Source organism: Rufibacter sp. JT20002 (assembly GCF_056491185.1).
In genome coordinates this window covers 1,068,542-1,085,258 of sequence record NZ_JBSZJY010000001.1, presented here as the reverse complement: position 1 = coordinate 1,085,258, position 16,717 = coordinate 1,068,542, and the positions used below count along the sequence as shown (strand labels likewise).

Sequence of the window (16,717 nt, the reverse complement as noted above, 5' to 3'; positions counted from 1 at the left end):
CAGGAGTCCAATGGAAGATGTTTTTCTTCTGTTTTGAGCCTGAATTATAGTTTAAGGCCTGCTTTCTGAAAAACAGGTCCTAAACGACTATTGCTCTACCTGTGGCGCGTTGTTAGGGTAGCGCTCATAATGGATTTTGGAAACCTGTTCCAGCAACACCTGGCGCAGCTCATCAATGTTGGCCCGGTTAGTGGCGGAGATAAAGATGGCTGGAGTGTGCTGTTTGGCCATGTAAGAGGATCGCAGTTCGTTGATGTCTGGCAGAGCCTCGGGGTTTTCCTCTCTTAGTTCCTGTTCGCGCTGCTGTAGGTACAGGTCGGTTTTGTTGAAGACCAGGATCACCGGTTTCTCCGCAGACTGGATGTCCTTCAACGTGTCGTTTACCACGGCAATATGCTCTTCAAACGAAGGGTGCGAAACATCTACCACGTGCAGCAACAAATCAGATTCCCGGATCTCATCCAGGGTGGACTTGAAGCTTTCAATCAGCTTGGTAGGCAGCTTCCGGATGAACCCAACCGTGTCTGAAAGCAACAGCGGAATGTTCTCAATCACCATCTTGCGCACCGTGGCGTCTACCGTGGCAAACAGTTTGTTCTCGGCGAAGACATCGGCTTTGGTGAGCAGGTTCATGATGGTGGATTTGCCCACGTTGGTGTATCCTACCAAAGAAACGCGCACAATGCCCGAGCGGGACTTGCGCTGCTCAAAGTTCTGCTTTTCAAATTTCTCCAGCTTTTCTTTGAGTAACGTGATCTTATCGCGCACAATCCGTCTATCGGTCTCGATCTCCGTCTCACCCGGTCCGCGCATGGCCACGCCCCCACCTTTCTGGCGGCTTAAGTGGGTCCACATGTTGGTCAGGCGAGGCAAAAGGTACCGGTACTGGGCCAATTCTACTTGGGCGCGGGCGGTCGCCGTTTGGGCGCGTAGCGCGAAAATGTCCAGGATTAACAAGCTGCGGTCAATGATCTTCACTTCCAACTCACGCTCCAGGTTGCGCACCTGCGACGGGGAAAGGTCATCGTCAAAAATGACCATGTCTACTTTGTGCTCTTTCACGTAGGCGATGATTTCTTCCAGTTTGCCTTTGCCCACGTAGGTTTTGGAGTCTGGTTTGTCCAGTTTCTGCACAAAACGTTTCAGGGTCTTGGCACCTACGGTCTCGGTCAGGAACGCAAGTTCATCCAGGTACTCTTTGGTTTTTTCATCGGGTTGCCGGTATTCAGGAACAGACACCAGCACGGCGGTTTCCTGTTCTTTGGCAGTTATATGGAGTTGATTCTTCATGTAGTTTGGTTACTTTTTTAGCAAAGTGGAATAGAGCGCCAGCAATTCAATCTCCTGCTCAGAGAGCTGGGAGCTGTAGCCCGGCATTAATCCGCAGCCATTGGCAATTACTTCGCGGCGGCCTTCCACGTTTAAGGTGCTCTGCTGCAGGTTCACGGCACCACTGGCCCCTTTTTGGCCGTCCTCGCCGTGGCAATTAGCGCACAAAGCGGTGTAGACGGCCTTGGTGTTTTCCAGTTGCGTGCCTTCCAATTGGGTTAAAATAGGATGGCTGGCCTTATCCGGGTCAGGGGAGGCAGTTCCTACGTCTCCGTTCGGGGAAACCGCAACAGCATCGCCTTTATCATCACGCATTTTCAGGCTTTTAGTTTCGGCCACGCCATACACGTACAGGAAAATAAGCACCCCGGCAGCCGTAATACTCTTGCTGTACCGCTTGAGTCCCACAATGGAAAGCGGAATAGCGGCCAACACCAGGACTACTTTTACCAGAAGCCAACCGGGCAGAGGACCGTTGTAGCTAAAGGCCAGATAGCCACCAGACACCAGGATAAGCGTACCCAACACAATGTCCAGCATTTTGGTGGAAGATCGGGTCTTGTCCAGGTTTTTATGCTTGTTGAAAAAGAGCATGAATGCCTTGATCAGAAACAGAATCAGAAAAAGGATGACCACCAGAACATGGATGTGTAAGAAGGCAGTAGTCATAGGCACGTACTTGCAAGGAGCAATGGTTTAACACAAAGTAAACACAAAGAGGCTTAAAACCGATAAACCCGGGCAGATTCTATCCGTAGGAGCGGGTTGCTGCCAAATCTGCTGCTATCTTTGTCTTTTGCTTTATTCTACCCCATGCGCATTGCCATTGTCATCAACAAGTCCTGGAACATCTTCAACTTTAGACTTAGCTTAGTAAAGGCCTTGCTGGCGGCAGGGCATGAAGTAGTAGCCATTGCCCCGGAAGACGCTTACTCTGCCAAACTGGTGGCCGAGGGTTGCCAGTTTGTACACCTGCCCATGGAAAGCAAAGGCACCAACCCGTTCAAAGACATGCTGTTGGTGCGCAAATTCCTGAAGGCCTACAAAGCCGTGGAGCCCGATGTAATTCTGCAGTACACCATCAAACCCAATATTTACGGCTCCATTGCGGCACGCCTGGCGGGCATCCCAACCGTGAACAACGTGTCCGGATTGGGCACCGTGTTCATTGTGCAGAACCTGGTGTCAAAGGTAGCCATGGCCTTGTACCGGTTCTCGTTCCAGTTTCCGGCCAAGGTATTTTTCCAGAACTCAGATGACAAGGCCTTGTTTTTGGAGCGTAAACTGGTGCGCGAGTCCATCACCGAGGTTATTCCCGGGTCGGGAATCAACACCAACAGGTACAAGCCTGCGGCCACCTTCAAGCGTCAGACACCCTTCGTCTTCCTGATGGTTTCCCGGGCGCTGTATGAAAAAGGGTTAGTAGAGTACGTGGAGGCCAGCAAGCTCCTGAAAGCAAAATACCCCGACCTGCGCATCCAACTTTTAGGCGGAATTGACGAGGAAGGCAACATCGGGATCAAGCGGGTGCTGGTGGAGCAATGGGCTCAAGAAGGCTGGCTCGAATACCTGGGCACTTCTGATGACGTGGCCAGCGTGGTACATGGCGCCGACTGCGTGGTCTTGCCTTCTTACCGCGAAGGTACCCCCAGAACCTTGCTGGAAGCCGCCGCCATGGCTAAACCAATTGTCACCACCAACGTGCCCGGCTGCAAAGAAACGGTAGTAGATGGATACAACGGCTATCTCTGCGAGGTGCGGAACGGTGCTGATCTGGCCTCTAAAATGGAGCAGTTATACTTGCTTTCCGATAGCGCCCTTCAAACCATGGGCCAGAACAGCCGTCGGTTAGCCGAGGAAAAATTTGATGAGAAGTTTGTAATTGACCGTTATTTTAGAGCCATTGAAGCTGCTACCGGTAAAGTAGCCAGAAAGATAAACTAACCAGAAACTATGCAAGTAAAGAGCTACCCGATAGCGGGAGTGGTAGAAATCACCCCTAGAGTTTTTGCTGATGAACGAGGTGCGTTCCTGGAGACTTTCAGCGCCAGATTGTTCGCTGAAGCCGGTATCACCGAAACTTTTGTCCAGGATAATAAATCCATTTCCAAAAAAGGAGTTTTACGCGGACTTCATTTCCAGAAGGCGCCCTACGCGCAAGCAAAATTGGTAAGCGTAGTAGCCGGAAGAGCCTTAGATGTAGCCGTGGACATTCGCAGAGATTCTCCTACCTATGGGCAGCACGTAACCTGCTTGCTTGATGCCGAGAAACATAACACCTTTTTCATTCCCATCGGGTTTGCCCATGGGTTTGTCGCGCTAGAGGAAGGCACCATCTTCCAGTACAAATGCAGCAATTACTACAACAAGGAATCTGAGGGAGGATTGCTCTGGAATGATCCTGCCTTGGGAATTGACTGGGGAATTGACGCTCCACTGGTTTCTGAGAAAGACGAGATTCTTCCAACGCTGGAGACCTTTGAGTCTCCCTTTTAAGAACAGCCCACTAAAAACAAGAAAGCCTCTGCAGAACTGCAGGGGCTTTCTTGTTTTTACAAAGGTAGTCACCCAGATGGGGAGGCTTATAAGTCCCTTTGCGCTGTTTGCATCCTGTTTACGGAAAAACAAGTCTGAAACGCAGAACTTCAGATTTGAAATCAAATCCTTTCTTCCAGAGGTGGTACAGGATAAAAGCCCATAACTGCTCTAGCGCAGTACTTGAGCCTTTCCGTTCTAAGCTTCTTTTCTAAAAAATAGCCTTAAATCAGATAAGGCGGGCACTGTATTTTTCAAAGATACTTGACTTGTAATCAGGTTGGAAGCTGTTGGTAATCTTACAAGTAAGCTCTTAGGATTTAATATTTCTAATCTTTTATATGGCTTATAGGGGATAAAGTGCAGTTGCCTGTCTAATACTTTCAGAAAGGCTTCTGCCACTACAAGAATCAACCCTATGCTATCCGGATAAAGACAAGCCCAAACGTAGTACCTCTTTTTAAGCTTCTTTGTAGCTGCCTGTCGCTTGGGCAGTTTCTCTGTCTTGTTATCCCTGGAATTTCCTTACCACCCTTCTTTCACCTATTCGTCGATGAAAAACTCTTCTATCAGGCTCTCTTTTGCGTTATTTTTTTTGCTGCAAGCCGTGTTGCGGGTACAGGCAAGTTCGCCTAAACCCTCTAAGCCGGTTCATTTCATCCAGAACAAAGGACAGGTTCAACTGGAAAAGGCAAGTGCAGGCCAGAAGATAGCGTACACGGCTACGGTTCCTGGGGCACAACTGTACTTCATGCCAGACCGGGTGGTGTATACCTTTCAGCAGAAAGAGAGTGCTGGTAAAAACAAGGGTCAAGCCTCTGAGGTGAGCAAGGAGCAGCAGGTAGTGATGCGCCTGGCCAATGCCAATCCCCAGGTCAACATCCTCAGCGACCAGAAAGCTGCGGAATTCTATAACTACTACTTACCGCATTGTCCGCAGGGAATCACAGGGGTGCCGGCGTATCAGAAGTTGGTGTACCAGGAGGTGTATCCTAAGATAGACTTGGTTTTTCACGCCAACCCAGAAGGCGTGAAATATGACTTTGTGGTGCACCCCGGCGGTGACCCCGCTGATATCCAGATGCAGTATGAGGGAACTACTGACATCAGCATTGACGCCAAGGGCCAGTTGCAGATTCAGCATCCGCTGGGAAGCATTAAAGAAGAAGCCCCTTATACCTATCAGAACAGAAAAGCAGGGAAATCAGAGGCAATAGTTTCTTCGGCATTCAAACTCAAAGGCAAAAACAACCTTGGATTCCAAGTAGGGGCATATGATGCCACCAAAGACCTGATCATAGATCCGTTTGCCACTTATTACGGAGGCTCGGTGTATGAGCAGGCCACAGATGTGGCGACAGATGCACAAGGCAACATCTATTTCATCGGGAATACCTTAAGCGAGGATTTTCCAACCAAAAACATCAACGGTGGCCATAACCAGACACAGCACGGCGGAAGCTACGATGCCTTCGTGGTGAAATTTGACAAGAACGGGGTGCAGCAATGGGCTACGTTTTTTGGGGGCGGCAGCAACGAGGAGGCGCTTGGACTGGCCGTGGATGGCAGCGGGAACGTCATTGTCACGGGGTATACCTCCAGTACCAACTTGCCAAGGCAGGCAGGTGGCGGTTATGAGCAAACAGCTTTGAAGGGTTTTCAGGATGCCTTTATTCTGAAGCTGAGCACCAATGGCGCAAGACTGTGGAGTACGTATTACGGAGGCGATGCCGGCGAGGAGGGAACCGATGTCGCGGTGGACGGCGCGGGCAACATTGTAGTGGTGGGCAGCACGAACAGTAGCAATTTCCCGGTGCAATCGGCTGCCGGCGGGTATAACCAAGCCACCTTCGGGGGCGATGATGATGCCTTTATCCTGAAGTTTAACCAAAATGGGGTTCGGCAATGGGCCACCTTGTACGGGGGCAGAAACGAGGAGATGGCCATAGGGGTAGCCACGGACCAGAATGGAAGCATCTGGGTAACTGGCGAAGCTGAAGCTGGAATGCCCGTGCAGAACCTGGGAGGCGCCTATAACCAACCCAGCGTGGCCTCTTCCAGCGAAACAGATGCCTTCATCCTGAAGTTTTCAGGGGGTGGCGTTCGGCAGTGGGCCACTTATTACGGCGGCACCGGGGAGGACTATGGGAGAAGGATAGCCGTGGATGCAGCCAATAACGTGTTGGTGACCGGTACCACCTCAGGCATGTCTTTCCCTTTGCAAACCCTGGCGGGTGCCTACAACCAAAGCCAGTTTGGTGGGGAGGAAGATGCCTTCATCCTGAAGTTCACCAACAGCGGGGCTTGTACCTGGGCCACTTATTACGGAGGACCTCAGGAAGACCAGGGCAAAAGCATCGTGGCCGACCGCAACAACAACATCTTTGTGGTAGGGTCATCTGAAGGGTTCGGATTGCCTACTCAAGCCATTGCCGGGGGGCTTAACAAACTGCAGGGTTCTTCTGAAGATTATACAGACGGTTTCTTACTCAAATTCAACGCCTCCGGTACCCGGCAGTGGGCCACCTATTACGGCTCTACCGAGGAAGATAATCTAACCGGCGTTGCTACGGATGCTGAGGGCAATGTAGTCGCCGTGGGTTCCTCCAGTAGTGCTGACATCCCGGTGGTCACCAACCAGGGCGGGTACAGCCAGGGTAATGTGACCTTCGGGTCTGAGAAAGTAATTATTGTTCAGCTCTCCGGAAATGGGAGGTTGTCTACCGGGCAGACTGCCCAAACCATTGAGTTTGCTACTATTGAGGACCAGGATGGGGATGGCCAGACAACCCTTACGCTGAACGCCAAAGCCAGTTCAGGCCTGCCGGTTTCGTATAGTGTGACAGGTCCAGCGCGGATTCTTAACGGAAACCTGCTGTGGGTAGATGGCTTTGGGAGAGTAACCGTGACAGCCGCCCAAAGCGGGAACGGGGTGTACGCGCCGGCCCCGTCGGTGGAAAGAAGCTTCTGTGCCAAGATTGTGGTGCCAGATTTTCTTTCTGAAGAAGATGATAATAACTGTGTGGGCACCCGTAAGTATTCGGTCAATGAGGTAGACGGCGCTACCTACCAATGGTCAGTTTCAGCCGGGGGGACTATCGTCTCTTCCGCAGGGGCAGAGGTCACCGTGAACTGGGCTTCTACCGGTAAGCATACCCTTACACTGAAGGTCACCAGCAACTGCGAGCCCGCCGGAAAAACCACTTCCTTTGAGGTGGATGTGGTCACTACCCCTAAGCCGGGGGCGGTAACCAATCTGGTGCCGGCGCAGAATGCCGGAAATTTGTCGTTGCCGCTTACTTTCTCCTGGGGAGCCTCTACCAATGCAACTGCCTATGATCTGTACATCTGGGCGGCTAACTCCCCGGTTCCGCCCACCCGGCCTTGGAGAAGTGATCTTACCACCACTTCTTTTTCGGTGGCATCAGGGCTGGTCAACGGGGTAACCTATAAGTGGAAGGTAGTAGCTAAGTCGGAGTGTCAATCCACGGAGAGTGCGGAACAGACCTTTGCGCTAGGTTGTGCCACCCCGGTGCAACCTGTCGCCATTACCGGTAAAACCACCGTTTGTGTCAGTACAGAGGCAGAGTTCTACTCGGTGGCTGCAGCGCCTGGAGTAACCTATACCTGGACGTTGTCTGGGGGAGGCACCCTAACGCCGGTGAGTAATATGGCTATGATCACGTGGGCCACGCAGGGTACTTATACCCTAACCGTAACCCCATCGCTTGCTTGCGGGGCAACTGGCCCGGCCCGTACCGCCCAGATTACTGTGACGCAGATGCAAGCCCCGGGGCAGGTAAGTAACATGCAACCTGCCAACGGGATCGGGGATCTGTCGCTTCCGCTGAATCTGTCTTGGGCCGCAGCGGCTAATGCCACCTCCTACGATGTGTATGTCTGGCGTGATGGCACCTCCCGGCCTTTCTCGCCAAGGGGAGAAGACCTCACAACGTTATCCCATACTCTCACCAGTGGGTTAAGCAACGGTATCACCTACAAGTGGCAGGTGGTTTCCAAGAATGCCTGCCAGGCCACCGATGGCCCGGTGCAAACGTTCATCATCAACTGCGTGACACCGGCCCAGCCAAGCACCATTGCCGGTAGAACCACGGTTTGCATGGAGCAGCAACAATACTCAGTAGCCAATGTGAATGGCGTCAATTATACCTGGACTACCTCCTCAGACGCGGGCATTGTCTCGGGCAGTGGCAATCTGGTGCAAGTGACCTGGACCAAACCCGGGACCCATACGCTTACCGTTACCCCCAAGGTGGGTTGCGGCCTGACTGGCCCAGCCCGTACCCTGCAAGTAACAGTACAGAACCTTGCTACGCCGGGAGTGGTGAGCAACATGAAGCCCGATAATGGTACCCTGAATGCCCTTATCCCGCTGGATTTAAGTTGGAGTGCGGCCCCCAACACCACCGCCTATGACCTTTACATCTGGCCAAACAACGGTTCTTCCCGGCCCCAAACGCCGTTTGAAAGTAACCTGACAACCGTAACGCGCCGGATTACCAGCGGACTGGAACTTGGGGTGGAATACAAGTGGCAGGTGGTTTCCAAAAACAGCTGCGGCGTCAAAGATGGACCTATCCAGACGTTTAAAGCCTCCTGTTTGCCGCCGCCTCGGCCAGAGGGAATCGCAGGGCTCACCAGTGTCTGCCCCGGTACCTGGAAGTATCAGGTAAAGAACTCAAATGCACCTACGCATACCTGGCAGATTTCAGGAGGAGGCACCAAAACAGAAACCGCAACGGAACTGACCGTGAACTGGACCACCCTGGGAACTCATACCATCACCGTGACCCCGGTTTCCACTTGTGGGGCTTCCGGTCCTTCCCAGACCTTGACCGTGGTGGTAGGTAACCCGGTGAACCCGGCGGTGGTCACTAACCTAAAACCTGCCAATGGTGCCCAGAATGTCCTTTCCACTACGTTTTCCTGGAATGCCGCCGAAAACGCAACCACGTATGACTTTTACATCTGGCCAGAAGCTGCTACGGCTCGTCCGCAGGTTCCTACTGCCTCCAATATCGTGGGGCCTGCTTACACCTTCAAAGGCGATCTGGTGTCAGACGCCGGGTACAAGTGGCAGGTCGTAGCTAAAAATAACTGCCGTCAGACCGATGGCCCGGTGCAAACGTTCCGCACGTACCCGCTGCCAGACCTTACCATCGTCAGCAAATCTATACAGGCCACGGCCACTAGCGGCGGCACCATCCCGATTACCTGGGAAGTGAAAAACACCGGGAAAACGGGTACCGGCAACACGCAGTGGGTAGACAGGGTGTACTTGTCCAGAGACCTTGACTTGCGCCGCGACGAAGACCAGTTGTTGGGCACGTTCCCGCAAGTGACGTATTTGCAACCCAACCAGTCATACAAGCAAGAGCAGGAGGTAACGCTGCCGGCCACCCCGGGTACCTATTACCTGTTCGTGATCACCGATAATGAACACGCCAACTGCTCCGGAACCCTCAATGGAGACCAATGCCCCCAAGGACGGTCTACTGGCAGGGAGACGCTGCACGAAGGAAACGAACAGAACAACTTTGTTTATCAACTACTCAACATCCAGGCCGGGCCAACTGCTGACCTGAAGCTTGTCTCCGTGGGCACTCCTACTGATGTGTTCAACGGCAGCACCATCAACGTGACGTATTCTGTCTTGAATGACGGTCAGGCCAGTGCCTTGGGTAAGAAAACCTACGCCAGCGGCGTAATGCCGCAAACCCAGGTAGTATTAGGAGGCCGCGGCGCCAGGCCAGGGGCTGCGGCAAGCTGTTATGATCACTTCTGGATGGACGGTATCTATCTTTCTGCTGATAACCAGTTCAACCCTGATACCGATGTGTACCTGGGCGCCACGTTCGTGAGTTTAAAAAGCACTACCCAGAAAGATGTCTGCGGCAATTTCACGGGCATTCCGCTGCCCAAAGGGGAAACCTACAACAAAGTCACGCCCGTTACCTTGCCCATCAACAAGGTTGGAAAGTTCTATGTCTTTGTAGTCGTAGCCGATAAAGACGGAGTGGACGAAGGGTCGCGCCTCAGCAACAACATCAAGGCCAGTGCCGAGATCAACATCAAACTCACGCCACCACCTAACCTGGAGGTGAATGCCCTGACGGTACCTGCCACCGCCGCGGCGGGCGCCGAGGCTAATTTCTCCTGGACCGTGAAAAACATAGGGGCTTCTGCGCCGCGGGCCACCGAGAACGTATGGCACGACCATTTGTACATCTCCAAAGAAGCCACCTTCAACAAAGAAACCAGCATCAGCCTGGGCAAATTCTACCAGAACGTAGAAGCCGGCTTTGTAGGAGCGAAAGGCACGTACACCGAAACCAAAAGCATCCGCTTGCCAGAAGGGATTGCGGGTAGTTACTATGCCTATTTGGTGACCGATGAAGACGACAAGGTTTTTGAGCACACTTTCACCAACGATAACCTAAAACGCAGCACCAACCCGATCAATATCACCGCCGGAAATTACCCTGAGCTGGTAGTTCTAAACGTGGAGATGCCCACCGAGGTCTTTGCCGGAAGAGAGTTCAAAATCAAATACCAGGTTAAAAACAGCGGCACCGGCAAGCCAGGAACTGACTACCTTGACGCGGTTTCTTACTCCACCACCGCCACCTGGGACGCCACCCGCGGGATAGGTGGCCAGCGGTTCTCCGGTCAACCGGAGCCCTCACAGACTATAAACCGTGAATTGACCGTCCGGGCACCAAACTCAGTAGGGGATGCTTACTTCTTTGTGCAGACCGACTCCCGCAACCAGATATACGAGAACAACGAGACCAACAACCTCAAAGGATTCGGAACGAAAGTGGCCATCAAGCTGGCTCCCCTGGAGCCAGATTTTGAGCCCTCTTCTTTCACCTCGCCGCAGGTGGCACAGGCCGGAACTTCTGTTAAGCTGGATTGGAGAGTATACAATAGAGGCAACGGCAGCCCGGTGGTTTCTACCTGGTCAGATGCAGTCTACCTCTCTCAGGACCGGGAGCTGGATGCCGGAGATAAGGTACTTTTCTCTAAGTTTTTCAGAAACGGCGGATTAATGCCAACCGGCTCCTATGATGCCACCTACCATGCAGAAATTCCTCTGGGATTGTCTGGAACGTATTACCTAATTTTCCTCACCGACCCTGATAAACTGGTGGCCAATGAGGTGAACCGCACCAACAACCTGCGGATAAACCAGATTACGTTATCGGCAAACCCGGCGTCAGACTTGGTGGTATCCAGGATAGAAGCCCCAACCCAGGCGTTTGCCGGCCAATACCTGAAGGTGAAGTTCACCGTAACCAACCAAGGACAGGGAACTGCCATTAGTAAAATGCCAGACCGTGCTTATTGGCATGATGCTATCTGGTTAGGGTTGGATCCTGCTTTGGCTTCGGCCTCTACCAGCCAGAGTCTGGGAAGCAAAGTACGGGAGGTGACCTTAGCCAAAGGCGCCAGCTACACCGATAGTGTGGAAGTGCATCTGCCCACCTACCTGAACGGCGACTATTACCTCTTTGTGCGCACAGACAACCAGGACATGGTGTTTGAGCATGACAAAGAAGAAAACAATCTGTCGGTGGCTGCCCAGATTAGGGTTACAACCGCCCCACCTGCCGACCTGATTGTGGAGAAAGTGAACCTCACGCCTAGCGTGTACCTGGGAGAGAACCTGCAGGCGGCGTACACCGTGAAAAACGTAGGCACCGTGGCTGCGGTAGGCAACTTACGCAACAGTGCTTTCCTTTCCACCGATGCTACCTTGAACGCGGCAACAGACCTGTTGCTTAATTTCAATGAAACCCGCATCAGCCTGGAGCCGGGTAAAACCGTGTCCGGCACGTTGATGGCTCCTGTGCCTGGCATGACGCCGGCCAATTACCAAGGCATTCTGCTCACCAACCCCAACAACGCGGTTCATGAAAATAACCTGAACAACAACCAGAAGGTAGGCGATAGCCCGGTGAATGTGAAGATCAAGTCGCTCTTCCTGAATACTCCTGAGCTTGCTTCCCTCAAAGCCAATGGCCAGTTGTTCTACCAGGTAGCTGTGACCGCAGATCAGGACTTATTGGTGACCCTAAATAGCGACCAGACCTACGGACTGAACGAAGTTTACGTGGCCTACAACCGCATTCCTACGGCCGCCAACTTTGATTACAAGTACACCGCTGTCAACCAACCCAACCAGAAGGTTCTTGTCCCACAAACTAAGGCCGGAAACTACTACGTGCTGGTGAAAGCCACCTCGGGTTTTGGCGGTACGCAGAATGTGACCTTGCTGGCCAAAGCGCTGCCGTTCTCCATTATGAGCATCACGCCTAACCGCATGGGGCAGGGGGTAGTCAGCAGTACGTTGCAGGGCGCCGGTTTCAGGCAGGGGATTACGGTTACCCTGAAGGGAAGCACCGGAACTACCGCGGCAACCGCTCAAGTAATGAAGATGGTGAATAGCATGGAACTGCAACTGCGCTGGAATCTGACCAATACGCCCCAAGGTATTTACGATGTAGTAGCCACTAACCCTAACAACCAACAGCAGGTGCTAGCGAAAGGAGTAACCGTGGAAGCAGCCAGTAAATACGCGGTAGACTACATTCCGCAGGCACCCAACGTGCTGCGCCGCGGCAAAGGTGGGTTGTACACCTTCTCTTTCCGGAATACCTCCAACGTGGACATCCCGGTACTACACGGAAACTTTATGGTGCTGGGGGAGGCCGATGTGACGGTGGAGAAAGTAGAAGGCCATTTTCTGACTGGTTCTGACTGGCCCATTGCCCCAGGCGTGCCTAACACAGACTACATTGTGGTGGGCGGAGCAAAAGAGATTCCGTTTATCAAGCGGAATGTGGCGCCGGGCGAGCAGATGACCATTGCCATCAACGTAGGGTTGAAAGATTTCAAACTGAACCGCTTCCCTTTAACGGTGAAATTGCTGGCGTACCCGCAAGATTATTTCATGGAGAACCTGGTGCAGCAGATTGAGATCACCAGACGAGCTATCCTCATTAACCCGCAGTTGATGAAGGCAGACAAGGTAGATGGATTAGTCTCACTTGCCGGAAACCAGCGGAAATACGCCGAAGCCGCCATGGCGCCTCTGTTTGCCAACGGCTTGCTGACCTCCGCCGACACGACAGGCCTGGACTTCACGTGCCCTGCCTGCGGCGAGATCCCGACCAACCCGCAGCAGCCGCAGTCAGAAGACCAGAACCCCGAGATAGTCGCGTTTGACTATGACCCGGGAGCCAGCCCAGGCTCTGTGATTGTGCCCACTGCCACTTTTGCCCCGGGCCAGGATTACCTGTGGGAGATAAACAAGTACAACGGTAATCCAGGGGCCGACCCAGGCTGGGATATGGTGAAAATTACCGGCAGGTTAAACATCACCGCTACCCCGCAAAACCCCTTCGTGATCAGGGTTTCCTCGCTGGATTATGACAACTACCCTAGCTACCTGGCCGGTTGGCACCCAGCGGTAGACAAATGCTGGCCTATTGCCGTTGCCGAAGGAGGCATCACGGGGTTTGCGGAGAATAAGTTTGCCATTGATACTTCCCGGTTTGTGGCCCACAACTATACGTACAAAGGAAGGTTCTCTTTGAAAGTGACCGGCAACACGCTTTACCTGTGTTTTACCGCATACGTGCCCAAACCAGGCGAGCCAGGAGTGCCAGGCGCACCCGGCGGATACGGAGAGCCGGGTAGCCCGGGTGGACAAGGGGGTGCTGGTTCAGGTACAATCAGCCCAGGTCCGGGTGGCCCTGGTGGGGCTGGTGGGCCGGGTGGCGGCGCAGGTGGCCCAGGCGGGAAAGGTGGTCCGGCAGGTCCTACTGGTCCGGGCGGACCCGGTGGACCAGGAGGTCCGGGCGGACCGGGCGGTGGCTCTGGTGGTGAAGGCGGACAAGGTGGTCCAGGTCCGCAAGGCCCGGGTCCCGAAGGTCCAACAGGCCCTACAGGTCCGGTGGGCCCTGAGCAGCCAGGCCCGCCTCCGGGAACTCCGCCGGGCACGCCTCCGCACAAAAGGCCAACCTCCAGACCCAAAGGACCAGGTTCCTACCGGTACAGCAAGTCGTATGTTCCGGATTGGCCACAACAGCCCCAGAATCCGGATGAGAACGAGCCTCCAACTTCGCCTAAAGAGTGCAATGAAACGTTGTTCTCGGCCGATGATTGTAAAAAAGGCTTGGACTTCCTGAACCAGATGGCCAAAGTGCGCACCGGAGCCAGCGATCCGTATTCTGCGGTGATTGGTTCTGTGTCTACGGCTACCTCAGACTGCTACGCCAGTGCCGCCATTGGCCTGGTGGGTGACGGAGTGAATGCCGCCATCGGGATTGCGACCGGAGGACCAACGCCACTGGCCATCACCAGCGCCGTCTTCAATGCAGGCAAGTTTGGGTTGTCTATCTACAACTGTTCCATTACAGACCCTGTGCAGAAAGAGAAAGTGCAGTTTATCATTGACCTGATCAGCTGCGTGAACTCCACCTCAGCCATAGAACTGGCCATCAACCTGGCTACCTGTGCCGGCAAGTATTTCTGTACCGACATTGTCTCGTCCTGTGACCCGAACGAGATCATTGGACCGGTGGGCTTTGGGCCGAATCGCATGGTAGCGGCCACCTTGCCGATGGGGTACAAGGTGACGTATGAAAATGACTCCACGCGGGCCTCGGCCCCGGCGCAACGGGTGCGGGTAACCGTGCCGCTGGATACCGAGTTGGATCCGCTGAGCTTCAGGTTAGGTTCCTTCGGGTTTGGGTCGTTCAACTTCAACGTACCGGCAGATATGGCCAGCTACCAGACCACGTTGCAACTAGCAGATACACTTGGCTACAACGTGGAAGTACTGGCCGGGGTAGACGTGCTGGAGAATGAGGCCTTTTGGGTGCTGCAGACCATTGACCCCATCACAGGCTTACCACCCGCCGATCCGTTAAAAGGCTTCCTGCCTAAAAACAACAGCAGCGGGGCTGGGGAAGGGTATGTGACCTATACGGTGCTGGCGAAAAACACTGCCGTAACCGGTGACACCATCCACGCCAGAGGTTCCATTGTGTTTGATACAAATGACCCAATTATCACAAACCGGGCCCAAAACATACTGGATGCTAAAGCACCGGAATCTAAAGTGTCGCCATTGCCTGCGTTGATTGAGGCCACTAATCCGGTTGCCATCACCATTCAGGATGAGGCGAAGGGAAGCGGGGTGCAGTCGTTTGACCTGTATGTATCTGAGAACGGAGGCGCGTTCAAGGTGCTGGCTTCAAAAGTCAATCCTGGGGCGGCGTACACGTTCAAGGGAGAGCCAGGCAGAACCTACTGCTTCTTCTCCATCGGGCGCGACAATGTAGGCAACCTGGAAGCCATGAAGCTGACCGGAGAAGCTTGTTTGCTGGTGAAAGGAACCGATAACGCCAGAAAAGTAGCGGTGCTGCAACCCAACGGCGGAGAGCAGTATTGCCCGGGAAGTCCGGTGAAAATTGCTTGGGGAAGCCAGGGTGTGCAGAACGTGAACGTTTCTTACTCCTCTAACGGCGGACAAACGTTCCAGAGCATCGTTACAGGACAAACGGCAACCGGTTCGCTCAACTGGACGGTGCCGGCAACCTTGACAGCTTCGGATAACTTCGTGATCAAGGTGGAAGACGCTACCAGCACCAGCGTGAAAGACGTAAGCGACAAAGCATTCACCATCGGTATCACAACTCCGGTGAATGGGGGTGCTGACCAGACGGTTTGCCAGAACGTGGCTCCGTTTGCCCTGAGTGGGGCAAGTCCTGCGGGCGGTACCTGGAGCGGAACCGGCGTAAGTGCCAACGGAACCTTCAGCCCGGCTACGGCAGGCGTAGGCACCCACACGCTCACCTACACCGTGCAAGTGAACGGTTGTACCACCACCGTCACGAAGAAGGTGACCGTTACCTCGGCCTCAGCGGTGACGCTGGCCAATCTGGCTCCGGTGGCGGAAACCGCTGCTCCCTTTGCCTTGACCGGCGGGTCGCCGGCCGGAGGTACCTATACCGGTATGGGCGTGGTGAACGGCACCTTCAACCCGGCGCAGGTAGGCACGGGTACGTTTACCATCACCTATAGCGTAGGCGGGGATTGTGGCGCATCGGTTTCCAAGGTCATCGCGGTGAATCCGGTTATCCTGGCACCTACCACGCTGGCGGCAGAGGCTATTTCGGGTAGTAAAATTGGGTTGACTTGGGCCGATAATACCACATCTGAAACGGCGGTACTGGTTGAAAGAGCGGCGACCGCAACTGGTCCGTTTTTGGTGGTGGCCACTCTGCCGGCGAACACCATCGCCTACACAGACCAGGGGCTTGCCTCCAAGACCACCTACTACTACCGCGTGAAGGCCATCAACGCCACCAACGCGCAGTCAGACTACAGTGCCGTGGCCAGCGCCACCACCAAAAATGACATCACCGACTCTCCGTACGGCCTGAACAACTCCTACGTGAAGCTGTACCCTAACCCAACCCGTGACAAGGCGCAGGTGGAGTACGTTTCTGAGAAAGGATCGCAGAAGATCACTATCATTCTGTACAATGCCTTAGGAACACCTATTCTGGAGAAAGAAGTGAAGGTGCAGGGCGGGGTGTTCAGGACCGAACTTGATCTGAGTCACCTCTCTCACGGGGCCTACTTCATGCGCTTGATTGACAAAGACCAGATCTTCTATAACAAGGTGATCAGGCAATAACTAACCTGAGGTGATTGCAAATAAAAAGGGAGACCATGAAAATGGTCTCCCTTTTTATTACCTGATGGCTAGTGAATGCGGACTCTTGTTTTAAGCGGGATTTTAGGAAAACAGCCC

Annotated in this window: 5 protein-coding genes; 3 read left to right on the top strand and 2 right to left on the bottom strand. The window is 53.7% G+C overall.

The genetic code is table 11. The annotated features are described in order from the left end of the window. Nucleotides 1-87 precede the first annotated feature (87 nt). A complete protein-coding gene (hflX, locus tag ACW9SV_RS04205) occupies nucleotides 88-1,290 on the bottom strand; it encodes a GTPase HflX (RefSeq protein ID WP_479555486.1) in 1,203 nt (400 codons plus the stop codon). A gap of 9 nt (nucleotides 1,291-1,299) precedes the next feature. Beyond that, on the bottom strand, nucleotides 1,300-1,998 hold the full coding sequence (locus ACW9SV_RS04200; protein WP_479555485.1) for a SirB2 family protein: 699 nt from the start codon (nucleotides 1,996-1,998) through the stop codon (nucleotides 1,300-1,302). A gap of 144 nt (nucleotides 1,999-2,142) precedes the next feature. On the opposite strand from ACW9SV_RS04200, the gene ACW9SV_RS04195 reads away from it, so the two are divergent. The 3 genes from ACW9SV_RS04195 (at nucleotide 2,143) to ACW9SV_RS04185 (ending at nucleotide 16,600) form a co-directional block, all read left to right on the top strand. Continuing rightward, nucleotides 2,143-3,273 (top strand): glycosyltransferase family 4 protein, encoded by a 1,131-nt coding sequence (locus ACW9SV_RS04195; protein ID WP_479555484.1) that lies wholly within the window; start codon nucleotides 2,143-2,145, stop codon nucleotides 3,271-3,273. 9 nt (nucleotides 3,274-3,282) lie between these two features. Then, complete coding sequence (rfbC, locus tag ACW9SV_RS04190; protein ID WP_479555483.1) at nucleotides 3,283-3,825, top strand: dTDP-4-dehydrorhamnose 3,5-epimerase; 543 nt, start codon at nucleotides 3,283-3,285, stop codon at nucleotides 3,823-3,825. A gap of 592 nt (nucleotides 3,826-4,417) precedes the next feature. Then, nucleotides 4,418-16,600: a DUF7948 domain-containing protein gene (locus ACW9SV_RS04185; RefSeq protein WP_479555482.1), complete on the top strand. Its 12,183-nt coding sequence runs from the start codon at nucleotides 4,418-4,420 to the stop codon at nucleotides 16,598-16,600. Nucleotides 16,601-16,717: the final 117 nt, after the last annotated feature.